This is a genomic window from Micropruina glycogenica (assembly GCF_900289045.1).
Taxonomy (GTDB): domain Bacteria; phylum Actinomycetota; class Actinomycetes; order Propionibacteriales; family Propionibacteriaceae; genus Micropruina; species Micropruina glycogenica.
In genome coordinates this window covers 1,137,491-1,160,200 of sequence record NZ_LT985188.1, presented here as the reverse complement: position 1 = coordinate 1,160,200, position 22,710 = coordinate 1,137,491, and the positions used below count along the sequence as shown (strand labels likewise).

Sequence of the window (22,710 nt, the reverse complement as noted above, 5' to 3'; positions counted from 1 at the left end):
CGTCCGTTGCGTCACGTCGGAGGTGGCATTGGGCGGCATTGATCTTCGCCGTGTCCCTGCTCGTCGGCTGCGTGGGCCAGTCACCAACGGCGCCCACCCAGGCGGCTCGCGCCCTGGTGGTGGGGGCGACGCTCGAACCGCCCACGATGAACCCGAGCGCGTCGCCCGCCGCGTCCATTCCGCAGGTGCTGCTCTACAACGTGTACGAGACGCTGGTGAGGATGGACGCCGAGGGCAAGCTGAACCCGCTGCTAGCCCAGACGTGGGACGTCAGTTCCGACCGCACCGTCTACACGTTCAACCTGAACCCGGCGGCGAAATTCGCCAGCGGTAAGCCAGTGACCGCGCAGGCCGTGGCGACCAGCTTCAACCGCATCAAGACCGAAGCGGCCATCTCGGCACCGCTCGTCGAGCAGATGAAGGTGGTCAAGTCGACCGAGGCCGTGGACGAGCACACCGTCAAGGTGACGCTCAATCACCCGTCCAACCTGTGGCTGTACGACATCAGTTCGACCGCCGGCATCATCTACGATCCCGACGGTCTGGCCGCCCTCGACACCACCCCCGCCGGTTCGGGCCCGTTCGTGCTGCAGCGCTGGAACAAGGGCCAGAGTGTGGTGCTGGCGGCCAGCGGCAGCTACTGGGGCACGCAGCCTCGGCTTGATGCCGTCACCTTTCGCTACTTCGCCGACGCCAACGCCATGAACGCCGCGATGCTGTCGGGCGATCTCGACGTGATCTCGAACCTGCAGGCACCGGACGCCATCGACCAGTTCAACGACACCAGCCGGTACACCGTCATTCAGGGCACCACCACCGGTGAGGTGGTGATGGCGCTGAACAACGCCCGCGACAGCCTGAAGAGCGTCAAGGTGCGCCGGGCCATCTCGATGGCGATCGACAAGAAGGCGCTGCTCGACACGGTGTGGAACGGCAAGGGCACCCTGATCGGCTCGATGGCCGTGCCGACCGACCCGTGGTACGAAGATCTGACTTCGATCGACGCCTACGACCCCGACGGGGCCAAGAAGCTGCTCGCCGAGGCCAAGGCCACCAACCTGAACCTCAAGCTGCGGGTGCCCACCACCGCGTACGCCACCAAGAGCGCCCAGTTCGTCGAGAGCGCCCTGCGTCAGGTGGGCATCAAGGTGACCGTGGAGGAACTCGACTTCGCCACCTGGCTCAAGGACGTGCACAACGGCGGCAACTACGACATGTCGATCGTGGCTCACGTCGAAGCCCGTGACCTGCGCCGGTTCACCGACCCGACCTACTACTTCCACTACGACAACGCCGAGTACAACAAGCAGTTCGAGGCCGCCGACGAGGCGCCCGCCGAAGAACTCGTGCCGCTGATGCGCAAGGCGGTGCGAACGCTCGCCGACGATGCAGCGGCCGTCTGGCTCTTCGGGCTGCCCAACCTGGTGATCACCAAGGCGACGGTCACCGGGGTGCCGCAGAACTCGGCCACACTCAGCTTCGACCTCGCTCCGATCGCCATTCGCTGACCAGCGCACCGTGCGCATTCTCGCCTTCGTAGCCCGGCGGCTGGCCATCTTCGCGGTCAGTCTGCTGGGCGCGTCGGTGCTGGTCTTCGCCGTGTGCGCGGCGTTGCCCGGTGAGGTGGCCGCGATAATTCTGGGGCAGGGGGCGACGCAGGCGCAGATCGACGCCCTGAGCGCCCAGTTGGGGCTCGACCGTCCGGCCGTGGTGCGCTACGCGGAGTGGGTGGGCGGCATGCTGCGCGGCGACTTCGGCACGTCGTACTTCACCGGGCAGAGCGTGGTGCAACTGATGTCGCCACGCATCGCCGTCACCTTGTGGCTGGTGCTGTTCGCCCTGTTGTTGTCGGTGCTGATCGCCGTGCCGGTGGGCATGCTGGCGGCGATGAAGCGCCGGTCCTGGCCGGGCTTCGTGGCCTCGGCGGCCGCCCAACTCGGCATGGCGATTCCCGCCTTCTGGGCGGCGATCGCGCTGGTGCTGGTGTTCGCAGTCGGCCTGCGCTGGTTGCCCGCCAACGGCTACGTGCCCTTCACCACCAGTGTGAGCAGTTGGGCCGCGCACCTGGTGCTTCCGGTGGTGTCGCTGGCGATCGTGCAGGCGGCGGTGCTGGTGCGCTACGTCCGCTCGGCCTTCATCGAGGTGCTCAGTGAGGACTACTACCGCACCGCGCGGGCCGTCGGGTGGCGTCCCTTCCCGGCGTTGCTGCGGCACGGGCTGCGCAACGCGGCCCTGTCGCTGGTGACGGTCATCGGCCTGCAGTTGGCTTCGGTACTGGTGGGCGCCATCGTGATCGAGTCGGTGTTCGCCCTGCCCGGACTGGGCTCGGCCCTGCTCGACGCCGTGTCGCAGCGCGACCTGATGATCGTGCAGAGCGTGGTTATGTTTCTGGCGGCCACGGTGCTGCTGATCAACTTCGTCGTCGACCTGTCGTACGCGTGGATCGACCCGCGGCTGCGCACCGAGGTCGAACCGTGAGGCGGCTCGCGCTGTGGCTGGGCGCCGCCCTGGTGGCGCTGCTGCTGGCGATGGCCCTGCTGTCGCTGGTGTGGACGCCGTACGACCCCACCCTGGTGGTGGCCGGGCAGCGGCTGCAGGGCCCGAGTGCCGAGCACTGGCTGGGCACCGACGCCATGGGCATCGACGTGTTCAGTCGCATTCTGGTCGGCGCGCAGACCACCATCGTGGTCGGTGTGGTGTCGGTGTCGATCGCCGCACTGCTGGGCGTTCCGCTGGGTATGTTGGCCGGCCAGGCGGGCGGCTGGGTGGACGAGGTGGTGATGCGGGTCACCGACATCGCCTACGCGTTTCCGGCGCTGCTGCTGGCGATCCTGCTGGCAGCGCGGTTCGGCGCCTCGCCGGTGACCGCGATGACCGCCATCGGGCTGGCCACGATTCCCAGCTTCGCCCGGGTCACCCGGGCCGGCACCAAACAGGTGATGAGCAGCGACTTCGTGCTGGCGGCCCGTGCGTCAGGTACCCGGTGGCCGGGGGTCTCGCTGCGGCACGTGCTGCCCAACATCGCACCGCTGATCGGGGTGCAGGCGTCCGTCACCTTCGCGCTGGCGATCCTGGCCGAGGCGGCGCTCAGTTACCTGGGGCTCTCGACAGCGGCGATCGTGCCCACGTGGGGCAAGATGCTGCGCGACGCGCAGTCGGTGATGTTCAACGCCCCGTTGCAAGCGCTCTGGCCGGGGTTGGCGATCGCCCTGGCCGTGCTGGGGTTCAACCTGCTGGGCGACGGGCTGCGTGATCTGCTCGACCCGCGGCTGCGGGAGGTGTCATGAGCCTGTTGCAGGTGACCGATCTCACGGTGAGCTTTGGACGCCGCCGGGCCGTCGCGGTCGATTCTGTGTCGTTCGAGCTCGGGCAGGGCCAACGGCTCGGCATCATCGGCGAGTCGGGCTCAGGCAAGACCGTGACGGCACTGGCGCTGATGGGCCTGCTGCCCGAGACGGCGCACGTCACCGGGTCGATTCGGCTGGCCGGGCGTGAACTGGTCGGCCTTCCCGAAGCGAGCCTCGCCGGGCTCCGCGGCGATGTGCTGTCGATGGTGTTTCAGGAGCCGATGACCGCGCTCGACCCCACCATGCGGGTGGGACGGCAGGTGGCCGAGGTGCTGCTGCTGCACACCGCCGACCGGGGCGGATCGGCCCGAGCCCGCGTGATCGACATGCTCGGACGGGTGGGTCTGGCCGACGCTGAACGCGTGGCCGACAGCTTTCCGCACCAGTTGTCGGGCGGTCAGCGGCAGCGGTGCCTGCTCGCCATGGCGCTGATCAACTCGCCCGACCTGGTGATCTGCGACGAACCGACCACCGCGCTCGACGTGACCGTGCAGGCCCGGGTGCTGAGGCTGCTCGACGAGGTGCTGACCGCCGAGGGCGCCGCGTGCCTGTTCATCAGCCACGACCTGGCAGTGGTGTCGCAAGTGTGCACCGACGTGCTGGTCATGCTCGAGGGCCGCATCGTCGAAGCCGGCCCGGTGGCCAGGCTGTTCAGTGCACCCGAGCACCCCTACACCCGCGGGCTGGTTGCCACGGCTCGCATCGACGAGGTGCCGCCGGGGGAGCGGCTGCCCACCGTCGAAGACTTCTATCCGCGCGAGGGGGCCCGATGAGCGGCGACGCGGTGTATGAGGTGACCGACCTGTTGCGCACGTTCGGTCGGGGTGGGCACGTGCGAGCCCTCGACGGGGTGAGCCTGCAGGTCGAACGCGGGCAACGGCTCGGCATCGTGGGCGAGTCGGGTTCGGGCAAGTCGACGCTGATCAGGTTGATGGCGGCCCTGGATCGTCCGAGCTCGGGCAGCGTGCGGTTCGAGGGCCGTGAGATCGCCGGGCTGCACGAGCGTGACCTGGGCTTTCTGCGGGCGTCGGTGCAGCTCGTCTTTCAAGATCCACGCTCGTCGCTCAACCCGCGCATGACGGTGGGTTCGATCGTCACCGAGCCGTTGCGTTCACGCCGGGTGCGCAGATCGCTCGACGACGTCGACCGGGGGCAGCGGCTGCGCGAGGTGCTCGATGCGGTCGACCTGCCGCCCGACGCGGCGGGCCGCTACCCGCACGAGTTCTCCGGCGGCCAGCGACAACGCATCGCGATCGCCCGAGCGCTGGCCCCCGACCCCGAGGTGTTGATCGCCGACGAACCGGTCTCGGCCCTCGACGTGAGCGTACGGGCCCAGGTGCTGAACCTGCTGGCCGACCTCGTCGAAGCCCGTGGCCTCACCCTGATCTTCGTCAGCCACGATCTGGCTGTGGTGCGGCACCTGTGCGACTCGGTGGTGGTGATGCGGGCCGGCCGTATCGAAGAGCAGGGCAGCACCGAGCAGGTGTTCAACCACCCGCGGGCCGACTACACCACGTCATTGCTGGCCGCGATCCCGCGAATCAGGGTCGCGGACGTTGGCGACGGTTCTTAAGCTCCTGCCGCCCTTCGTCATTCCGGCGAACGCCGGAATCTCACCACGCACCCACGAGCCCTACGGACGTCACACGGCTCACCGTTCACTCGGCCAGTTGCTCGACCACCGCGTCGTGCAGCACCCCGTTCGTGGCGACGGCACCGGGCCCGGCAACCCCGTCCGCGCCGTCCAGGTTGGTGAAGCGCCCGCCGGCCTCGCGCACGATCACGTCGAGGGCGGCCATGTCGTGCAGCGCCAACTCGGGTTCGGACGCGATGTCGACCGCCCCCTCGGCGAGCAGCATGTAGCTCCAGAAGTCGCCATAGGCCCGGGTGCGCCAGCACGCACGCATCAGGTCGACGAACTGCTGCCCGCGCCCGCTGTCGACCCAGCCGTGCACTGAGCTGTACGACAGCGAGGCGTCCGCCACGTCCGACACGCCCGACACCCGGCACGGCGTGCCCTGCAGCAGCGTCTTGCCGGTGAACGCTCCGCCCCCGGCGCTGGCCCACCAGCGACGGCCCAACGCGGGCGCCGAGACCACGCCGACCACCACCTCACCCTCGACCATCAGCGCGATCAGCGTGGCCCACACGGGCACCCCGCGCACGTAGTTCTTGGTGCCGTCGATCGGGTCGATCACCCAGCGCCTGGGGCCCCAGCCGGTGTCTTCACGCTCCTCGCCGTGCACCGCATCGCGGGGCCGCGCCGTCTTGAGGGTGCGCCTGATCGCGTCTTCGACCGCCACGTCGGCGTCGCTCACCGGAGTCAGATCGGGCTTGGCCGTGACCTGCAGGTCGAGTGCCTTGAACCGGCTCATGGTCAGCGAGTCGGCGTTGTCGGCCATCATGTGCGCCAGCCGAAGATCGTCCAGATAGTTCTGATCGGGCATGCTGCTCAACCTATCCGCAACCGGCGCACCAACCGGGCATCAGCCACCGGACGGCCGGTCGAGCCAGGCGCCCTCCATGCGGCGAAACGACTCCAGCCGCTCAGGGGCCAGTCTGCCGTCGGCCACCGCGACGTCCAGGGCGCACTCCGGCGCTCCCGTCGCGTGCGTGCACCCGCGCGGGCAATCAGCGGTCAGCGCCTCCAGGTCGGGAAAGGCCGCCACGATCGAGGCCGGGGTGACGTGGCTCAGCCCGAACGAGCGGACGCCCGGGGTGTCGATCACCCAACCCGCATCGTCGGGCAGCTCCAGCGCCACAGCCGAGGTGGACGTGTGTCGCCCCCGTCCGGTGACTTCGTTGACTTCGCCGGTCGCTCTGTCGACGCCGGGAATCAGCGCGTTGACCAGTGTGGACTTGCCGACACCCGAGTGGCCGACCAGCACACTGGTGCGGCCGCGCAACAACCCCCGCACTGCTTCGAGATCTGCCCCCGGCTGCACCGCCACGATCGGAATCTCGAGCGGAGCATAGGCGGCGATCAGTTCGTCGGCCGGAGCGAGATCCTCTTTGGTCAGGCACAACACCGGGTCGAGGCCTGCGTCGTAGGCGGCCACCAGAATGCGGTCGATCATGCCCATGCGCGGCGGTGGGTCGGCCAGCGCGGTGACGATCACGAGCTGATCGGCGTTGGCCACGATCGGCCGCTCGAACGGATCGGTGTCGTCGGCGGTGCGGCGCAGCACGGTGGTGCGCGGCAGCACCTCGACCACCCGCGCCAGCGTGCCCTCGTCACCGCTCAGGTCGCCGACCACCCGCACCCGGTCTCCCACGATCACGCCCTTGCGCCCGAGTGCCCGCGCCTTGGTGGCGGTGAGCGGCACGCCCTCATGCAGGCAGCGATACCGTCCCCGGTCGATGGTCACCACGATCGCCTCAGCGGCGTCGGAGTAGTCCGGACGGTCTTTGGTGCGGGGCCGCGAGCCGCGACCGGGGCGTCCGAAGCCTTCGTGGTCGTCGTCGGTGACGCCCCCCCGCAACCGCCGGCTCACCGCTGGCCCAGCAGGTGCTGCCACAGGCCCGCGAAGTCGGGCAGCGTCTTGGTGGTGCAGGTCAGATCGTCCAGTTCGACACCAGACACGGCCAGTGCAAGCAGGCTGCCGGCGTGCGCCATGCGGTGATCGGCGTAGGTGTGAAAGACGCCGCCGTGCAAGGGCGCGGGCGTGACGCGCAGGCCGTCCGCGGTCTGCTGCACCCGGCCACCCAGCGCGTTCAACTCGGTTTCGAGGGCGGCCAGCCGGTCGGTCTCGTGCCCGCGCACGTGCGCCACGCCGCTGATCGTGCCCGGAGCGTCGGCCACCGCGAGCAGGGCCGCCGCCACGCAGGTGAGTTCGCTGGTGAGGCTCAGGTCGAGGTCGACGCCCCGCACCCGGCCGTCGCCGCTCACCGTCACCTCTCCTGGACGGCGCACCACCTCGGCACCCAACGCCGCCAGCACGTCGAGAATGGCGTCGGCGGCCTGCACGGTGTGGTCGGGCCAGGCGGTGGTCACGCTGCCGCCGACGAGCAGCGGTGCGGCCAGAAACGTGGCGGCGTTGATCAGGTCGGGCTCGATCGTCTCGTCCCGGGCCGCGATCGCGCCCGGAGCCACCACCCAGTGGTCGGGCTCGGGTTCGACAACCGCGACGCCCCGGTCGCGCAGCATCGCGACGGTCAGACCGATGTGTGGTCGCGACGGCAGCGCACCGCCACGGTGCCGCAGATCGAGACCCCGTTCGAACCGGGCACCGGCCAGTAGCAGTCCCGACACGAACTGGCTCGACCCCGAGGCGTCCACGGTCACCGCGCCGCCGGGTACCCGTCCGGCCCCCTGCACGGTGAAAGGCAGCGACTCCGGGTGGTCGATGCTCACCCCAGCCCGCTGCAGGCCGAGCAGCAGTGGTGCGACCGGACGATCGTGCGCCTCGACATCGCCGTGGAAGCGGCTGGCCCCATGGGCGAGCGCGGCGAGGGGCGGAACGAACCGCATGATGGTGCCGGCCAGCCCCACGTGCACGTCGTGGGGGGTGAACCGCTCGGGCGGGGTGACCCGGACGACGCCGTCCGAGAGGTCGGTGAAACGCACGCCGAACCCTTGCAGGGCGGCCCGCATCAAGCGGGTGTCGCGGGCTTCCAACACCCCGGTCAGGGTGCTGGGGCCTGCGGCGAGGGCCGCCAGCACGTACCCACGTGCGGTGGCCGACTTCGAACCGGGCACCACGATAGACGCCGACAGCGGCCCGGCCGAAGCAGGAGCCGCCGCCGGACTCACTTCAGCGCACCTTCAATCGTCTTGGTGGCCTTCGACGCGACCTTCTTGGCCTTGCGGGCGGCCCTGCGGCCTTCGCGCTGCAACGACTTCTTGGTGCGCTCGGCCTCGCGAGCCACCGCAGCCTTGGTGTGCTCGGCCTCGCGACCCAGCATCTCGGCGCGGGTCTTGGCCTTGTAGGCGAGCGTGGGCTGGCCCTCGGTGTCGCCCGCGGCCAGCAGCACGCCGCCGGTGAGGGCGAGGTCACGCACGAAATCGCCGGTGCGTTCGCCGTCACCCGACGGGCCGACCGGAGCGCTGTCGACCAGGGTGGGCACCATCGACACCGCCAGCACGAGCGCACCCACGCGGCGTCCGAGGCCGGTGGCGAGGCTGAGGCCGCCGGCGATCTGCGCCAGGCCGGTCAGCTTGACCAGGCCCTTGGCGTCTTCGGGCAGGTAGGCGGCGGCCTGCGGCGGCAACGTCTTCTCGGCCAGCGGCAGAAACGTCTTGGCGATCGGCTCAGTGGCCGGCACCAGAGATTCGGGGTTGCGCAGGGCTTTGACCCCGTTCACGACGAAGAAGCTGGCCAGCATGGTGCGGGCGGCGAAACGCAGCAGACTCATGGGTCTATGTCTAGCGCCTGGGGGGCGTTTGTCCAAGCGGCTGCGGGCTAATCTCACCCCTATGTGCGGACGCTACGCGGCCTCGGCCGATGCCGAACTGCTCGACGAGATCTTCGTCATCGACGAGGTGGACGGCCCACTGCCGCCCGCGCGCTACAACATCGCCCCGACCGACCCCGTGGTTGCGGTGGTCGAGCGGGTGCGCAAGGACGCCCCCGACGAGGTCACCCGCAAACTGGTGCCGCTGCGTTGGGGCCTGGTGCCGTCGTGGTCGAAGGACGCCAAGGGTGCGGCGCGCCTGATCAACGCCCGGTTCGAGACGGTGGCCGAGAAACCGGCGTTTCGCAGGGCGCTGGCAGCCCGGCGCTGTCTGTTGCCCGCCGACGGCTACTACGAGTGGTACGCGCCGGCCGCTGACGCCGACCTGCCGGCCAGCCGTCGTCCGCCCAAGCAGCCGTTCTTCATTCACCCCAGCGACGGCTCGTTGCTCGCGATGGCCGGACTGTACGAGTTCTGGAAGAGCCCGGCGGGGGAGTGGCTGGCCACCTGCACGATCATCACCACCCGCGCGGCCGACGCGGTGGGCCACATACACGACCGCATGCCGATGACCGTGCCCCCCGACCGCTGGGACGCCTGGCTCGACCCGACGCTGACCGACGGAGCCTGCGACCTGTTGCAGCCCCCGGGGGCCGCGTTGGAGGCATACGCGGTGTCACGCCTGGTCAGCACCGTCGGCAACGACGGCCCCGAGTTGATCGAACCGCTGCACGAGTCCTGAGCCAGAAGGGCCCCAGTTCTACTTCTTTCTCGGAGCCGGACAGGGGACGGTTCTACTTCTGTCTCAGGGGACGGTTCTACTTCTGTCTCAGGGGATCTGGTTCACCCCCCCCGTGCGGTGGGTTGGTCGACGGCAGCGTCATCTCACGCACCATGGGGAATACCGCGCCCGCGCGTCCCGTTGCACCGACTGTGATCAGCACGTTCGCCAGCGCACCGGCCACCCCTGCTCCGGCGCCTGCGCTCGCCGACCGGCTAGGCTCGTACGTGATGACCATTCCTGCCGCCGACGAGGCCCTCACCGCTGCCGAGCAGAGTGACGGTGCCGCGGTCGATGCCACCACCGAGACCGACGCCGAGCGTGCCCTGCGCTTCGAGCGCGATGCCCTGGTCTACCTCGATCAGCTCTACGGCGCCGCGTTGCGCATGACCCGCAACCCTTCCGACGCCGAAGACCTGGTGCAAGACACCTACGTCAAGGCGTTCGCGTCGTTTCACCAGTTCACGCCCGGCACCAACCTGAAGGCCTGGCTGTACCGCATTCTGACCAACAGCTTCATCAACACCTACCGAAAGAAGCAGCGCCAGCCGCAGACCTCGGGCGGCGACCAGATCGAAGACTGGCAGTTGGCCCGGGCCGAGGCGCACACCTCCGACGGCCTGCGCAGCGCCGAAATGGACGCCCTCGACCGCATGCCCGACTCAGCGGTCACCCAGGCCATGAACGACCTTTCGCCGGACTTCAGGCTCGCCGTCTACCTGGCCGACGTCGAAGGCTTCTCGTACAAAGAGATCGCCGAGATCATGGGCACCCCGATCGGCACCGTGATGTCGCGGCTGAACCGGGGTCGCAACCAACTGCGCACCGCCCTGTCTGACTTCGCGCGTGAGAACGGCCTGAACCGTCGGGGTGGTGACGATGACGAGTCCTGAGTGCGCCATCGCTCTCGAGCGCCTGTACCAGTTTCTCGACCACGAGCTGGACGACGCCGACGCCGACGCCATTCGCGCCCACCTCGACGCCTGCGAGCCCTGCTTGGACGCCTACGGCGTCGAAGAGCACATCAGAACCCTGGTGCGGCGCTGCTGCACGGCCTCGAAGGCCCCGGACGCGCTGCGGGTGCGGGTCACCCAGGTCACCACGATGACCGTGGTGGTGCGCCAGACTCCCGCCGGCTGAGCGGCACGACGGCACCACAAAGGATCAGCCCCGGCACCATCTGGTGCCGGGGCTGATCGGTTGTTCGGTCAGGCGTTGGGACGCTTGCCGTGATTCGCCTTGTTCTTCTTGCGGGAACGACGCTTGCGTCCACCCTTGCCCATGCCGGTCTCCTTCGTTGCTGCTCGTGGGGCGCCGTCGGCGCGGTCATCCATTCTGCCATAGGGTGACACGCATGCTGACGATGGCCGAGGTGATCGACGCGCACACGTCACTCAAAGCCAGTGACGTGATGTGGCTCGAACACCTGGTGGCCGAATGGCACCTGCTGGCCGACCTGGCGTTCTCTGACCTGATCCTGTGGGTTCCCGACGTCGACGACAACGTGTTCTGGGCCTGTGCGCAGGTGCGTCCGACCACGGGCCCCACCGCCCTCGAGGACGACGTGGTGGGCGAAGACGTGCACTACGACCCCGAGCATCAGGTGACCGAGGCCTACCTCTCGCACGAGATCGTGAAGACCAGCGGCAACCAGCTCAGCGCCGGCATTCCGGTTGACGTGCACACCATTCCCGTGGTGCGTGACGGCCGGGTGATCGGCATCGTCGAGGCACACACCAATCGAATGGGGGTGCGCGCGCCCGGTGCCCTCGAAGACGCCTATCTCGAGGCGGCCGACGTGCTCTCGGGCATGGTGCACCGGTGCGAGTACCCGACCGACACCGACAAGTCGGTGCCGTGGGTGTCGCCGCGGGTCGGTGACGGCATGATTCGCGTCAAGGCCGACGGCATCGTGGCCTACGCCAGCCCGAACGCCCTCAGTGCCTACCGCCGGCTCGGCCTCACCGCCGATCTCGAGGGCGAGAACCTAGCCCACGTCACCATGGCGCTGTTGCGCGACCGGGCGCCGGTCGAGATGTCGCTTCCCAACGTGCTGCGGGGCCAGGGCCAGCAAGAGGTCGAGGTCGAGACCGCCGACGTGCAGTTGCGGCTGCGCATCATCAAGCTCGCGGACGACTCCGGACCCGTCGGCCAGCTGGTGCTCTGCCGCGACACCACCGAGTTGCGCAGCCGTGAGCGGCAACTCGTCACCAAGGACGCCACCATTCGTGAGATTCACCACCGGGTCAAGAACAACCTGCAGACCGTGGCAGCGCTGCTGCGGCTGCAGGCGCGGCGCATCTCGCTGCCCGAGGCCAAGGGCGCACTAAGCGACGCGATGAAGCGGGTGGGCGCCATCGCGGTGGTGCATGAGATCTTGTCGCAGGCCTTCGACACTGCGGTGAAGTTCGACGACGTGGCAGACCGGCTGCTGCGGATGGTGGTCGACGTGGCGGCCACCGGCGAGCCGGTGCAGCTCAAACGCGAAGGCACGTTCGGCTACGTGCCCGCCGACGTCGCGACCAGCCTGTCGCTGGTGCTCACCGAGCTGTGCCAGAACGCGATCGAGCACGGGCTGGGCCAGCAGCGTGGCGTGGTGTGGGTGCGTCCCCAGCAGACCGACGGACGGCTCGTGGTCGAGGTGACCAACGACGGCGAGCCGCTGCCGCCCGATTTCGAGATCGGATCGTCCAACAGCCTGGGCCTGTCGATCGTCACCACCCTGGTGGACGACCTGGGCGGCGAGTTCAGCCTCAGATCAGGCGACAAGGCGGTGGGCACGGTGGCCAGAGTGTCGATTCCGCTGGGTTGACAGGCGCTCGTTCGCCTTGACCGGGGGGAGGGGGGAGAGATCCCGGCGTTCGCCGGGATGACGAGTGCCGCCGGATGGCGGTGCACGATGGACGACCCCGGTGAGGGCTGCGTTCAGCTGGCCCGCACGCGCGAGCGGGCGGCCCGGCGCTTCAGCGCCCGACGTTCGTCTTCGCTCAGGCCGCCCCATACCCCGTGGTCCTGCCCGGCGTCCAAGGCCCACTGCAGGCAGGCTTCGCGGACGTCGCAGCGCTTGCACACCTTCTTGGCTTCCTGAATCTGCATCAGGGCCGGACCGGTGTTGCCGACGGGGAAGAACAGCTCCGGGTCCTCGGTGAGGCAGGCAGCGCGGTGGCGCCAATCCATGCGGTTTCCAACTCCTTCACGTGGAAGATCAGGTGCCCGACAGGGCGGGAGCGCCGCCTGACCGGCAGCGCACAACTTTACGACTATAGCGTGGCAAGGCAATGCCGACCACGACAAGATGCCAATCACTAAATGAACGGATCGGCACCGGTATTCCCGTCCGGGCACAGGTGTGCGGCGGCACTAGGGTGGGTCTGTGCGCAACCGTCCCATCGGCCTGGTCGTGGCCTGTGCCAGCACCACCCTGCTTGGGCTGGTGTTTCTGGTGTTCGCGGGCATCAGCGCCACGGCCGGTCACGGGGTGTTCAGCCTGCAGATCGGTCTGTTGCTGGCCGCGTACGGGCTGCTGCTGATCGCCTCGGCGGTCGGCGTGTGGCACCTGCGCATGTGGGCGCGCGGCGCGCTGGTCGCTTTCACCCTGATGGCGGGCTTCGGCTTCGGTGAATACCTGGCCGAACAGGTGTGGCTGTGGCCGCTGGTCGCGGTGTGCCTCGCCGGCGTGGTGGGTGCCGTACTGCCCAGCACCACCCGCGCATTGCAGGCCGGCGTCAGCTCAGCCGACCGGCCCCGGCCGCCGGGCGGGCCACGAAGGTGGCTGGGGCGTCTCGGCCGCTCCGAGCGAACTCCCTAGTCACCGCCTCGGCGATCGTGTCGACGTCGTCGAGCGACGCGAGCGCCAGCACGCAGCCGCCGAAGCCGCCCCCCGTCATGCGCGCACCGAGCGCTCCGTTGGCCAACGCGACCTCGACGGCCTGGTCGACCGACTCCTCAGTGATCTCGTAGTCGTCGCGCATCGATACGTGCGACGCCGTCATCAGTTCGCCCAGTCGGGGCAGATCATCGGCCCGCAGAGCCGCGCAGGCGTCGAGCACCCGCTGGTCCTCGGTCACCACGTGCCGCGCCCTGCGCACCAGTCGTTCGTCACCGAGGCTCGCCAGCCGTTCGGCGAGACCGTCCACGGCCACGTCACGCAGGGCGGGCACGCCGAGCAGACGCGCCGCCTGTTCACAATCGGCGCGTCGCGTCGCGTACTCGCCGTCGGCGTGGCTGTGCCGGGTGAGGGTGTCGACCACCAGAATCGCCTGGCCGTGCGCGGCCAGGTCGAGCGGCACCTGCTCCACCTCGAGCGAGCGGCAGTCGAGAAACAGCGCGTGCCCCTCGGTGCAGAGCGTGGACGCCGCCTGGTCCATCAGGCCGGTCGGTGCACCCACGTAGGCGTTCTCGGTGCGCCGGGCGAGCTTTGCGCGGTCCATCGGCGCGATGCCCAGGTCGTACAGGTCGTTCAGCGCTTCGACCAGCACGCATTCGATGGCGGCCGACGACGACAATCCGGCCCCGATCGGCACGTCCGAGGCCAGAGCCAGGTCGGCACCGCCGACCTGGTAGCCGGCTTCGCGCAGCGCCCAGAACACCCCGCCAAGGTAGGCGTGCCAGCCGTCGTTGTTGGGTGCGAGCGCCCCCAGCGTGGTCTCGAACTGCTCACCGAGGTCGACCGAGACGATTCTGATCACGCCGTCGTCGCGCCGGCCGGCGGCCAGATAGGCCGCCTGGGGCAGGGCGAAGGGCATCACGAAGCCGTCGTTGTAGTCGGTGTGCTCACCGATCAGGTTGATTCGTCCGGGTGCCCGCCAAATGCCTTCGGGCGCCGCCCCAGTCATGGTCTGGTACGCGTCGAGCACCGCAAGGTCCAGGGTCATGGTTCTCCTCATCGAAAGCACGGGGCCGCGTTCTGCAGCGGGGTTGACGCGGGTAGAGTACCGCCCTCACTGGGGCCGACGCTGCCGAATCGACCCCGTCAACGGCGAGTCGTCAGTCGGCCAGGGCCGACTCCAACAGGGTGTCCTGCTGCGCGCGGTGCACCTTCATCGACCCCACCGACGGGGCCGATGCGGCCGGCCGGGTCACCGGCGTCATGCGCAACTCGTAGCCGGGCAGGAACGCTGCCACGGCCTCGGGCAGATGCTGGGCCATGAACCACCAGGCGCCCTGGTTCTCGGGCTCGTCCTGCACGTAGCGCACCTGTGCGGTCTTGGGCAGTTCGCCCAGCAGCGCCGCGAGCTCTTTGGCCGGCAGCGGGTACAGCCGCTCGAGCGAGAGAATCGCCACCTTGTCGTCGAGCCCCGCTTCGTGCCGGGCGGTCATCAGGTCCCAGCGCAGCTTGCCCGAACAGATCAGAATGCGGTCGACCTTGGACGGGTCGGTGATGGTGGGGTCGCCCATCGCCGGCTGCCAACGTCCCTGGGTGAAGTCGCTGGGCTGAGAGACGGCCTGCTTGTTGCGCAGCATCGACTTGGGCGTGGCGATCACCACCGGCCTGTGCCAGTTCACGTAGGCGTGGGTGCGCAGCAGATGGAAGTAGCTGGCCGGGGTGGACGGCTGGCAGACCGCCAGAGCGCCTTCGTGGCACAGCTGCAGCCACCGCTCGATGCGCATCGAGCTGTGGTCGGGGCCCTGACCCTCGTAGCCGTGGGGAAGCAGCAGCACCACGCCCGACTTCTGGGTCCACTTGGCGTTGCCCGAGCTGATGAACTCATCAACGATGGTCTGGGCGCCGTTCGCGAAGTCGCCGAACTGCGCCTCCCAGCACACCAGAGCGTCGGGCGCGGCCACCGAGTAGCCGTACTCGAAGCCCATCGACGCGTACTCGCTGAGCAGCGAGTCGTACACGTGAAACATGCCCTGGTTGTCGGAAAGGTGGTTGAGCGGCACGTAGCCCTCGGCGGTTTCGCGGTCGATCACGGCGGCGAACCGCTGCACGAACGTGCCGCGCCGCGAGTCCTGCCCGACCAGTCGCACTGGACGGCCCTCCATCAGCAGCGAGCCGAAGGCGAGTAGCTCAGCGGTGGCCCAGTCGATCGGGCCGTTGACGATGCCGTCGGCGCGCCGCTCGAGTTGCGGCAGCACCTTGGGGTGCACGGCGAATCCCTCGGGGAACGTGACGTGCGCCCGGGCCACCTTCGCCATGGTCTCGGCCGAGATGGTGGTGCCCTGGGTTTTGCCGAGCTTCGGCGGGTAGTAGGGCACCCGGCGGTACGAGTCGTCGGCCTCGGCGTCTTCGCGCGCCTTCTTGAACACACTCTCCAGACCGTCACGGAACCGGGTCAGCACGGCTTCGGCGTCTTCGGTGCTGATGTCGCCGCGGCCGATCAGGGCCTCGGTGTACAGCTTGCGCACACTGCGCTTCTGTTCGATCAGGTCGTACATGCGCGGCTGGGTGAAGCTGGGGTCGTCGCCCTCGTTGTGCCCGCGCCGGCGGTAGCACACCACGTCGAGCACGACGTCTTTGTTGAACCGCTGCCGGTATTGGAAGGCGAGTTGCGCGATGCGGGCGACGGCCTCGGGGTCGTCGCCGTTGATGTGAAAGATCGGCGACTGAATGGCCTTGGCCACATCGGTGCAATACACCGAGGTGCGCGAATCGTACGGCGAGGTGGTGAACCCGACCTGGTTGTTCACCACGACGTGGACGGTGCCGCCGGTCTTGTAGGGCCGCAGTTGGCTCATCTGCAACGTTTCGTACACCACGCCCTGACCGGCGAACGACGCGTCGCCGTGCAGCAGAATCGGCAGCACCGGAAAGCCCTCGGCGGCGGCCAACTGGTCGAGCTTGGCCCGCGCGATGCCTTCGAGCACCGGGTCGACCGCTTCGAGATGCGACGGGTTCGCGGCCACGGAGGTCTTGATCGTCTTGCCCGACAGGGCGGTGAACTGGCCCTCGGCGCCCAGGTGGTACTTCACGTCGCCGGTGCCCTGGGCGTTGCGCGGGTCGACGCTGCCCTCGAACTCCTTGAAGATCTGGCCGTAGCTCTTGCCCACGATGTTGGCCAGCACGTTGAGCCGACCGCGGTGCGGCATGCCGATGCACACCTCGTCGAGGCCGGAGTTGGCTGCGGCGTCGCACAGCTCGTCCAACAACACGATGGTCGACTCGCCACCCTCGAGGCTGAACCGTTTCTGGCCGACGAACTTGGTCTGCAGAAAGGTCTCGAAGATCTCGGCCTCGTTGAGCCGGTCGAGAATGCGCAGGTGTTCTTCGCGCGGCCAGGGTGCGTGCGGCACCTCGACGCGGCGTTGAATCCAGGCGCGCTGCTCGTTGTCTTGAATGTGCATGTATTCGATGCCCACACTGCGGCAGTACGAGCCGCGCAGGGTGGCCAGAATGTCGCGCAGCGTCATGACCTCGCCGTCGTGGCCGCCGAAGTTGCCCACCGGAAACTCGCGGTCCAGATCCCACAGCGTGAGCCCGTGATACTCCAGCGTGAGCTCGGGGTGCGAGCGCTGCCGGTATTCGAGCGGGTCGATGTCGGCCATCAGGTGCCCGTGCTGCCGGTAGGCGGCGATCAGCGAGAACACCCGGGCCGACTTGGGAATCTGCCCCGGACGTTCGGCGCTGACGTCTTGCGCCCACCGGATCGGCGCGTAGGGAATGCGCAGCGAGGCGAAGATCTCGTCGTAGAAGCCGTGCTTGCCCAGCAGCAGTTCGTGAATGACCTTGAGGAACTCGCCCGACTGGGCGCCCTGAATGATGCGGTGGTCGTAGGTCGAGGTCAGCGTGGTGACCTTCGACACCCCCGCCTCGGTGATGCGGCGCAGCGAGGCGCCCTGAAACTCGGGCGGGTAGTCGATCGAGCCGACGCCCAGAATGAGGCCCTGGCCGGCCATGAGGCGCGGCACCGAATGGCTGGTGCCGATGCCGCCGGGGTTGGTCAGCGTGGCGGTGGTGCCCTGAAAGTCCGACACCTCGAGCTTGCCCTGGCGGGCCTTGCGCACGACTGCCTCGTAGGCGGCCCAGAACTGGCCGAAGTTGAGTTGCTCGCAGCCCTTGATGTTGGGCACCAGCAGCTGGCGACCGCCGTCCTTGGTGGGAAGGTCGATCGCCAGGCCCAGGTTGATCGTGTTGGGCTCGACCAGAAACGGCTTGCCGTCGGCCTCTTCGTAGGCGTTGTTCATCGCCGGCACCTGCTTGAGCGCCTGGATCATCGCGTAGCCGATGAGGTGCGTGAACGAGATCTTGCCGCCGGTCGACCTGGCCAGATGGGCGTTCACCATCAGCCGCTGGTCGATGGCGAGCTTCATCGGCACGTTGCGCACCGAGGTGGCCGTCGGCATGGCCAGCGAGGCGTCCATGTTGCGTGCGGTTCGCATGGGCGCGCCCTTGAGCTGCACCCGGGTGGGCTCGCTGGCCTGCTCTTTGCGCACAACCAGACTGGGCCGGTTGGCCGACAGGCCCATGCCGGTGCCCGGCGACTCGGGTGCCGCATCGTGACCGGCGGTGGCCGACGACTCGACGGTGGCGGTCGGCGCGGCGGAGCCGTTCGCAGGGGCCGGCGCAGGGCGAGGACGGGCGGGCCGCGGACCACGCTCGGCGACCACGCTGTAGGAGTCGTGGGACTTGGAGGGGGCGGGTTGATTCTTGGCCCCCTCTTGCTGCTGAGGCTTCTCGTCGGCAGTGGGCTTGCTGGTCGGCTCGGCTGACGGCTTCGGCGACGACTGCACCGGCTCAGGTGTCGGCTCCGGGGCCGTCTCGGCCGGCGGTTGCGAAGCTGCCGGTGTGGACGGCTTCGCGGGCTCGGCCTTGACCTCCCACGCGTCATCGGACACGGAGCCACCATCGGCGGCGGAAGAGCCTGCGCCGCGCTCGGCGAAGAACTGCTGCCAACGGTCGTCCACCGAGTTCGGATCGCTCTGGTACGCCTGGTACATCTCGTCGATGAGCCAGTCGTTGGCACCAAATTCATCAGTCGATGGCTTGTCCGTCGTCAGATTCTCGTGCGCGAGAGCCACGATCGCCTTCTTCCCGTTACCTGCACAGGCCGCGACGCCTGTTGCCGCTTTGATGCTACTCAGCGAGCCGGTGAGGCGAAACCGGCCATGCCGGTGGCTGGGCCGACTGGTCAGTGTTTCGCCGACGGCGTAGAGCCACACTGGGTTTCACGCTGTCGCCTTTGTACAAGACCCTCTCGGGCCGTCCGAGGCAGCATGACAACGAGACGACAAACCACAGCGAGGAGCGGCAATGTCCGAGTCAGCACCAGCAACATTGGCCATGGTCACCATCGACTGCGCAGACCCGGCAGCCGAGGCGGCGTTCTGGGCCGCTGCGCTGGGGTGGCAGAACAGCTACTCCGACGAGAACTACGGCATGGTCACCAAGGGCGACCGGCGCATCGGCTTCGGCCGCGTCGAGGGCTGGAAGGCGCCCGGCTGGCCGAACACCTCCGGCACCAAGCAGTTCCACTTCGACCTGGCGGTGGACGATCTGGCCGAGGCTGAAGCGAAGCTGCTCGAGCTGGGTGCCACCAAGCCCAGCGAGCAGCCGTCCGAGGACTGGGTGGTGCTGCGTGACCCCGACGGCCACCCGTTCTGCCTGACCAAGGCGGCCAACTGGGGTTGAGTCGGAATCAGGGGCCGCAACACGACGCCAAAGGCCCAGTCGAACACATCGTTCGACTGGGCCTTTTCTTCTGCGCCCCCGGCAGGATTCGAACCTGCGCACCCGCCTCCGGAGGGCGGCGCTCTATCCCCTGAGCTACGGGGGCCCGGGTCACCGGACCGGCCACTGACTGTACCGCATGGCCTCCGGCCGCATCGAATCGCGAAGTGGCGCGAGTTGGGGACGGTTCCTAACTCGCGCCAAGCGCCATGCGAACCGTCGGTCTCGCGGACGGCCTGCTTTGCGCATCTGCACGGCATGCCGGCGAGTAGGGTTCGAGCCATGCGGGTACTGCGAGCGCTGTCGTCGCTGCTCGTGACCGTGACCCTGATCGGGTGCACCAGCCAGTCGACTGCACCCGGCCCGGCCGTGCTGCGCGACTCGGCGCCACCGTGGCCGGCGCCACGTGACGGGCTGGCGCAGATTCAGGCCGCCGGCCTGGAGCCGTCCCGGCTCGACGACACCAGCGGCCAGCGCCGATTCACCCTCACCATCGCGATCGACGGCACCCCAGTGGCACTGGTGCCCTACATCGGCATGGACCGCCCCCGCGCGCTTCAGGGGCCGGCGCACACCCACGACGACTCCGGGGTGGTGTGGCTCGAAGGCCGGGGCGCCGACACCGTCACCCTCGGCCAGTTCTTCACGTTGTGGGGGGTGCGGTTCGACGCGAAATGCCTCGGTGCCTCCTGCGGAACCGTCGCCGTCGAGGCGGACGGCACGAAGGTCGCCAACCCCGTCGCGCTGAAGCTGGCCACTGTCACACACACGCTTCATCTCGACGTCACCAGCGGGTGATCCCAGCCGCCGGGAGTGGGCCGTGCCACAGGCGCCGCTCTGGCACAGTGGTGCCTCATGACCCACATGCACGTCGCCGGCTCGATTCACGCCGACGCGACCTCGCCCGCGCCGCTGTGGCTGACCCGTCCCGACGACGTGAACGCCCTGACCGCGGCCGTGTGGAGCAAGAACGCCTTTCGTAACGCCGATGGTGAAGTCGAGATCGCCGGCCGCACCGCCGCCTCGATCGTCGCCGAGATGGGCAGCCCGGTCTACGTGATCGACGAGGACGACTTTCGCACCCGGGCCCGCGAGTGGCGCGACGCCTTCGCCGGCTGGGACGTGTTCTACGCCGGCAAGTCGTTTCTGTGCACCACGGTGGCCCGCTGGATCGCCGAGGAGGGCCTGGGGCTCGACGTCTGCTCGGGCGGCGAACTGGCCGTCGCCCTGCGCGGCGGCATGACCCCCGCCCGCATCGGCATGCACGGCAACAACAAGAGCGTGGACGAACTGCGCGCCGGCCTCAGCGCCGGGGTGGGCCGCATCATCGTCGACTCGTCGCACGAAATCACCCGGCTGGAGCAGCTCTGCGCCGAACTGGGCACGGTGGCCGAGGTGATGATCCGGGTGACCACCGGCGTCGAGGCGCACACCCACGAGTACATCGCCACCGCGCACGAAGACCAGAAGTTCGGCTTCTCGATCAACGGCGGGGCGGCACTGGTGGCCATGGTGCGCAGCCATCACAGCCCCTACATCGACCTGAAGGGCATTCACAGCCACATCGGCTCGCAGATCTTCGACACCAACGGGTTCGAGGTGGCTGCGCGCCGCACGCTGAAGCTGATGGCGCAGTTTCACGAGGCCACCGGCGTCACGCTGGCCGACCTCGATCTCGGCGGCGGCTTCGGCATCAGCTACATCAAGGAAGACACCCCGGCCACGCCCGCCGAGCTGGCCGCCGGGCTGCGCTTGATCGTCGAGCACGAGTGTCGCGGCTTCGGGTTGCCGGTGCCGCGCATGTCGATCGAACCCGGACGTGCCATCTGCGGCCCGCCCGGCACCGCCATCTACACCGTCGGCACGGTGAAGACGGTCGACATCGGTTCGGGCCAGAGCCGGCGCTACGTGGCGGTCGACGGGGGCATGAGCGACAACATTCGTCCGGCCCTCTACGCCGCCGAGTATTCCGCCACCCTGGCCAATCGGGCCGGCGAGGGCGGTCCGGTGCTGTCGCGCGTGGTCGGCAAGCACTGCGAGGGCGGCGACATTCTGGTCAGGGACGAGTTTCTGCCCGACGACGTCGGCCCCGGCGACCTGATCGCGGTGCCCGCGGCCGGCGCGTACAGCCGGTCGATGGCGAGCAACTACAATCACGTTCCGCGCCCGCCCGTGGTCGCCGTGCGCGACGGCCACCTCAGCACGCTGCTGCGGCGCGAAACCATGGACGATCTGCTGGCGCTCGACCCCGGGGCCTGAGAAAGATGAGGACGCAATGACTCCGGCCAGACCGCTCAAGGTGGCCCTGCTGGGCTGCGGCGTGGTGGGTTCACAGGTGGCCCGACAGATGCTCGAGGGCGGCGACGAGTTTCAGGCCCGGGTGGGCCGTCGGCTCGACCTGGTCGGCATCTCTGTGCGCAACCTGGCCAAAGACCGTCCCGGCATCGATGCGGCACTGCTCACCGACGACGCCGCCGAACTCGTGGCCCGCAAGGGCATCGATCTCGTGATCGAGGTGATGGGCGGCGTCGAACCTGCGCGCAGCCTGATTCTGGCCGCGATGGCGGGTGGTGCTTCGGTGATCACCGCCAACAAGCAGTTGCTGGCCCAAGACGGCCCGACGCTGTACGAGGCTGCGGCCGAGGCCGGTGTGGACCTGTATTACGAGGCTGCGGTGGCGGGGGCGATTCCGATCATCCGCCCGCTGCGCGAGTCGCTGGTGGGCGACGAGGTCACCGCGGTCAAGGGCATCGTCAACGGCACCACCAACTTCATTCTCGACAAGATGACCACCGAGGGCTCGTCGTTCGACGAGGTGCTCGCCGAGGCGCAACGGCTCGGTTACGCCGAAGACGACCCGACCGCCGACGTCGAGGGGCTGGACGCCGCCGCCAAGGCCGCGATTCTGGCCAGCCTGGCCTTTCACAGCCGGGTGAACCTCGACGACGTCGACTGCGAAGGCATCACCACAGTGACCGCCGACGACGTGGCGACGGCGGCCGAACTGGGTTACGTGATCAAACTGCTGGCCCGCTGCGCGCTGGCTCCCGACAACTCGATCTCGGTGGGCGTGCACCCCACGCTGGTGCCGGCCAACCACCCGTTGGCGAACGTGTCGGGCGCGTTCAACGCCGTGTTCATCGAGTCGCGGCACGCTGGGCAGCTCATGTTCATGGGCCCGGGGGCCGGAGGTGCGCCGACGGCGTCCGCCGTGTTGGGCGACGTGATCACCGCAGCTCGTAACCGGGTGCGGGGTGTGGCCGGGCCGGGGGAGTCGTCGTACTCGGCGCGTCCGGTCACCCCCCGCAACCTGGTGCCGTCGCGGTTCTACGTGGCTCTGAGCGTCGACGACGAGCCTGGCGTACTGGCCAAGATCGCGGCGAGCTTCGCCCGCTACCAGGTCTCGATTCAGGCGGTGCGGCAAGAGAGCGAACCGGGGCGTCCACTGGGTCAGGGGGCACGGCTGGCGATTCTCACCCACGCGGCTCGGGTGGGTGACATGAAGGCGGCGGTCGAAGATCTCGCTGCCATGCCCGAGGTCACCGGCGGCATCACGCTGATGCGGGTCGAGGGCTGAG

22 protein-coding genes and 1 tRNA gene are annotated in these 22,710 nt (G+C 68.8%); 14 read left to right on the top strand and 9 right to left on the bottom strand.

Going from position 1 to position 22,710, the window contains the following annotated elements; all coding sequences use genetic code 11:
- The first annotated feature begins 50 nt into the window (after window positions 1-50).
- The 5 genes from MPLG2_RS05445 to MPLG2_RS05425 are packed head-to-tail and all read left to right on the top strand — an operon-like array spanning window position 51 to window position 4,920.
- The gene (locus tag MPLG2_RS05445; RefSeq protein WP_197710093.1) at window positions 51-1,508 is read left to right on the top strand and encodes an ABC transporter substrate-binding protein; all 1,458 of its coding nucleotides are present in this window, start codon (window positions 51-53) and stop codon (window positions 1,506-1,508) included.
- Between the two features lie 10 nt (window positions 1,509-1,518).
- On the top strand, window positions 1,519-2,478 hold the full coding sequence (locus MPLG2_RS05440) for an ABC transporter permease (RefSeq protein ID WP_105185264.1): 960 nt from the start codon (window positions 1,519-1,521) through the stop codon (window positions 2,476-2,478).
- A complete protein-coding gene (locus tag MPLG2_RS05435; RefSeq protein WP_197710092.1) occupies window positions 2,475-3,287 on the top strand; it encodes an ABC transporter permease in 813 nt (270 codons plus the stop codon). Before MPLG2_RS05440 ends, MPLG2_RS05435 begins: the two co-directional genes overlap by 4 nt.
- Window positions 3,284-4,120, top strand: a complete 837-nt coding sequence (locus MPLG2_RS05430) for an ABC transporter ATP-binding protein (protein WP_105185263.1) — start codon at window positions 3,284-3,286, stop codon at window positions 4,118-4,120. Before MPLG2_RS05435 ends, MPLG2_RS05430 begins: the two co-directional genes overlap by 4 nt.
- Window positions 4,117-4,920: an ATP-binding cassette domain-containing protein gene (locus MPLG2_RS05425; RefSeq protein WP_173909600.1), complete on the top strand. Its 804-nt coding sequence runs from the start codon at window positions 4,117-4,119 to the stop codon at window positions 4,918-4,920. The genes MPLG2_RS05430 and MPLG2_RS05425 overlap by 4 nt, the downstream gene beginning before the upstream one ends.
- An 85-nt stretch (window positions 4,921-5,005) precedes the next feature.
- Here the strand turns inward: MPLG2_RS05425 and MPLG2_RS05420 are convergent, their stop codons facing one another.
- The 4 genes from MPLG2_RS05420 to MPLG2_RS05405 are packed head-to-tail and all read right to left on the bottom strand — an operon-like array spanning window position 5,006 to window position 8,702.
- Entirely contained in the window at window positions 5,006-5,794 is a 789-nt protein-coding gene (locus tag MPLG2_RS05420) for an inositol monophosphatase family protein (RefSeq protein ID WP_105185262.1), read from the bottom strand.
- Window positions 5,795-5,833: 39 nt separating this feature from the next.
- Complete coding sequence (rsgA, locus tag MPLG2_RS05415) at window positions 5,834-6,841, bottom strand: ribosome small subunit-dependent GTPase A (protein ID WP_105185261.1); 1,008 nt, start codon at window positions 6,839-6,841, stop codon at window positions 5,834-5,836.
- A complete protein-coding gene (aroA, locus tag MPLG2_RS05410) occupies window positions 6,838-8,100 on the bottom strand; it encodes a 3-phosphoshikimate 1-carboxyvinyltransferase (RefSeq protein WP_105185260.1) in 1,263 nt (420 codons plus the stop codon). The genes rsgA and aroA overlap by 4 nt, the downstream gene beginning before the upstream one ends.
- The gene (locus MPLG2_RS05405) at window positions 8,097-8,702 is read right to left on the bottom strand and encodes a DoxX family protein (RefSeq protein ID WP_105185259.1); all 606 of its coding nucleotides are present in this window, start codon (window positions 8,700-8,702) and stop codon (window positions 8,097-8,099) included. The genes aroA and MPLG2_RS05405 overlap by 4 nt, the downstream gene beginning before the upstream one ends.
- Before the next feature lie 61 nt (window positions 8,703-8,763).
- Between MPLG2_RS05405 and MPLG2_RS05400 the strand changes: the two genes are divergently transcribed.
- The 3 genes from MPLG2_RS05400 to rsrA all read left to right on the top strand — a co-directional run bounded on the left by MPLG2_RS05400 (window position 8,764) and on the right by rsrA (window position 10,662).
- A complete protein-coding gene (locus tag MPLG2_RS05400) occupies window positions 8,764-9,483 on the top strand; it encodes an SOS response-associated peptidase (protein ID WP_105185258.1) in 720 nt (239 codons plus the stop codon).
- 269 nt (window positions 9,484-9,752) lie between these two features.
- Window positions 9,753-10,415, top strand: a complete 663-nt coding sequence (locus MPLG2_RS05395) for a sigma-70 family RNA polymerase sigma factor (protein WP_105185257.1) — start codon at window positions 9,753-9,755, stop codon at window positions 10,413-10,415.
- Window positions 10,402-10,662, top strand: coding sequence for a mycothiol system anti-sigma-R factor (rsrA, locus tag MPLG2_RS05390; RefSeq protein WP_105185256.1), 261 nt, complete (start codon window positions 10,402-10,404; stop codon window positions 10,660-10,662). The genes MPLG2_RS05395 and rsrA overlap by 14 nt, the downstream gene beginning before the upstream one ends.
- A 68-nt stretch (window positions 10,663-10,730) precedes the next feature.
- On the opposite strand, the gene MPLG2_RS19825 is transcribed toward rsrA, so the two are convergent.
- A complete protein-coding gene (locus MPLG2_RS19825) occupies window positions 10,731-10,805 on the bottom strand; it encodes a 50S ribosomal protein bL37 (RefSeq protein WP_408632058.1) in 75 nt (24 codons plus the stop codon).
- A gap of 71 nt (window positions 10,806-10,876) precedes the next feature.
- On the opposite strand from MPLG2_RS19825, the gene MPLG2_RS05385 reads away from it, so the two are divergent.
- Window positions 10,877-12,334 carry a sensor histidine kinase gene (locus tag MPLG2_RS05385; RefSeq protein WP_105185255.1) on the top strand — a complete coding sequence of 486 codons (1,458 nt, stop codon included), beginning with the start codon at window positions 10,877-10,879 and terminating at the stop codon, window positions 12,332-12,334.
- A gap of 113 nt (window positions 12,335-12,447) precedes the next feature.
- On the opposite strand, the gene MPLG2_RS05380 is transcribed toward MPLG2_RS05385, so the two are convergent.
- The gene (locus tag MPLG2_RS05380; protein ID WP_105185254.1) at window positions 12,448-12,699 is read right to left on the bottom strand and encodes a WhiB family transcriptional regulator; all 252 of its coding nucleotides are present in this window, start codon (window positions 12,697-12,699) and stop codon (window positions 12,448-12,450) included.
- Window positions 12,700-12,895: 196 nt separating this feature from the next.
- Here MPLG2_RS05380 and MPLG2_RS05375 point away from each other — a divergent pair, with 196 nt between their 5' ends.
- Window positions 12,896-13,330 (top strand): hypothetical protein, encoded by a 435-nt coding sequence (locus MPLG2_RS05375; protein ID WP_105185253.1) that lies wholly within the window; start codon window positions 12,896-12,898, stop codon window positions 13,328-13,330.
- Here the strand turns inward: MPLG2_RS05375 and galK are convergent.
- Entirely contained in the window at window positions 13,248-14,396 is a 1,149-nt protein-coding gene (gene galK / locus MPLG2_RS05370) for a galactokinase (RefSeq protein ID WP_105185252.1), read from the bottom strand. The genes MPLG2_RS05375 and galK overlap by 83 nt on opposite strands.
- 112 nt (window positions 14,397-14,508) lie before the next feature.
- Window positions 14,509-18,483 (bottom strand): multifunctional oxoglutarate decarboxylase/oxoglutarate dehydrogenase thiamine pyrophosphate-binding subunit/dihydrolipoyllysine-residue succinyltransferase subunit, encoded by a 3,975-nt coding sequence (locus MPLG2_RS05365; RefSeq protein ID WP_231935966.1) that lies wholly within the window; start codon window positions 18,481-18,483, stop codon window positions 14,509-14,511.
- 232 nt (window positions 18,484-18,715) lie between these two features.
- Here MPLG2_RS05365 and MPLG2_RS05360 point away from each other — a divergent pair, with 232 nt between their 5' ends.
- The gene (locus MPLG2_RS05360) at window positions 18,716-19,093 is read left to right on the top strand and encodes a VOC family protein (RefSeq protein WP_105185251.1); all 378 of its coding nucleotides are present in this window, start codon (window positions 18,716-18,718) and stop codon (window positions 19,091-19,093) included.
- 73 nt (window positions 19,094-19,166) lie between these two features.
- On the opposite strand, the gene MPLG2_RS05355 is transcribed toward MPLG2_RS05360, so the two are convergent.
- Window positions 19,167-19,238: transfer RNA gene (locus MPLG2_RS05355), tRNA-Arg, on the bottom strand.
- A gap of 176 nt (window positions 19,239-19,414) precedes the next feature.
- Here MPLG2_RS05355 and MPLG2_RS05350 point away from each other — a divergent pair.
- From MPLG2_RS05350 to MPLG2_RS05340, 3 genes are read left to right on the top strand one after another with little or no spacing between them, the layout of a single operon-like run.
- On the top strand, window positions 19,415-19,930 hold the full coding sequence (locus MPLG2_RS05350; RefSeq protein WP_105185250.1) for a hypothetical protein: 516 nt from the start codon (window positions 19,415-19,417) through the stop codon (window positions 19,928-19,930).
- Between the two features lie 57 nt (window positions 19,931-19,987).
- Complete coding sequence (gene lysA / locus MPLG2_RS05345) at window positions 19,988-21,391, top strand: diaminopimelate decarboxylase (protein WP_105185249.1); 1,404 nt, start codon at window positions 19,988-19,990, stop codon at window positions 21,389-21,391.
- Window positions 21,392-21,407: 16 nt separating this feature from the next.
- Window positions 21,408-22,709: a homoserine dehydrogenase gene (locus MPLG2_RS05340; protein WP_105185248.1), complete on the top strand. Its 1,302-nt coding sequence runs from the start codon at window positions 21,408-21,410 to the stop codon at window positions 22,707-22,709.
- Window position 22,710: the final 1 nt, after the last annotated feature.

What these genes read in the sequence shown, in the direction of transcription:
- MPLG2_RS05430 (WP_105185263.1), top strand. Translation starts at nt 3,284, where the DNA reads ATGAGCCTGTTGCAGGTGACCGATCTCACGGTGAGCTTTGGACGCCGC.
- MPLG2_RS05425 (WP_173909600.1), top strand. Translation starts at nt 4,117, where the DNA reads ATGAGCGGCGACGCGGTGTATGAGGTGACCGACCTGTTGCGCACGTTC.
- MPLG2_RS05420 (WP_105185262.1), bottom strand. Translation starts at nt 5,794, where the DNA reads ATGCCCGATCAGAACTATCTGGACGATCTTCGGCTGGCGCACATGATG.
- MPLG2_RS05405 (WP_105185259.1), bottom strand. Translation starts at nt 8,702, where the DNA reads ATGAGTCTGCTGCGTTTCGCCGCCCGCACCATGCTGGCCAGCTTCTTC.
- MPLG2_RS05400 (WP_105185258.1), top strand. Translation starts at nt 8,764, where the DNA reads ATGTGCGGACGCTACGCGGCCTCGGCCGATGCCGAACTGCTCGACGAG.
- MPLG2_RS05395 (WP_105185257.1), top strand. Translation starts at nt 9,753, where the DNA reads ATGACCATTCCTGCCGCCGACGAGGCCCTCACCGCTGCCGAGCAGAGT.
- rsrA (WP_105185256.1), top strand. Translation starts at nt 10,402, where the DNA reads ATGACGAGTCCTGAGTGCGCCATCGCTCTCGAGCGCCTGTACCAGTTT.
- MPLG2_RS05385 (WP_105185255.1), top strand. Translation starts at nt 10,877, where the DNA reads ATGCTGACGATGGCCGAGGTGATCGACGCGCACACGTCACTCAAAGCC.
- MPLG2_RS05380 (WP_105185254.1), bottom strand. Translation starts at nt 12,699, where the DNA reads ATGGATTGGCGCCACCGCGCTGCCTGCCTCACCGAGGACCCGGAGCTG.
- galK (WP_105185252.1), bottom strand. Translation starts at nt 14,396, where the DNA reads ATGACCCTGGACCTTGCGGTGCTCGACGCGTACCAGACCATGACTGGG.
- MPLG2_RS05360 (WP_105185251.1), top strand. Translation starts at nt 18,716, where the DNA reads ATGTCCGAGTCAGCACCAGCAACATTGGCCATGGTCACCATCGACTGC.
- MPLG2_RS05350 (WP_105185250.1), top strand. Translation starts at nt 19,415, where the DNA reads ATGCGGGTACTGCGAGCGCTGTCGTCGCTGCTCGTGACCGTGACCCTG.
- lysA (WP_105185249.1), top strand. Translation starts at nt 19,988, where the DNA reads ATGACCCACATGCACGTCGCCGGCTCGATTCACGCCGACGCGACCTCG.
- MPLG2_RS05340 (WP_105185248.1), top strand. Translation starts at nt 21,408, where the DNA reads ATGACTCCGGCCAGACCGCTCAAGGTGGCCCTGCTGGGCTGCGGCGTG.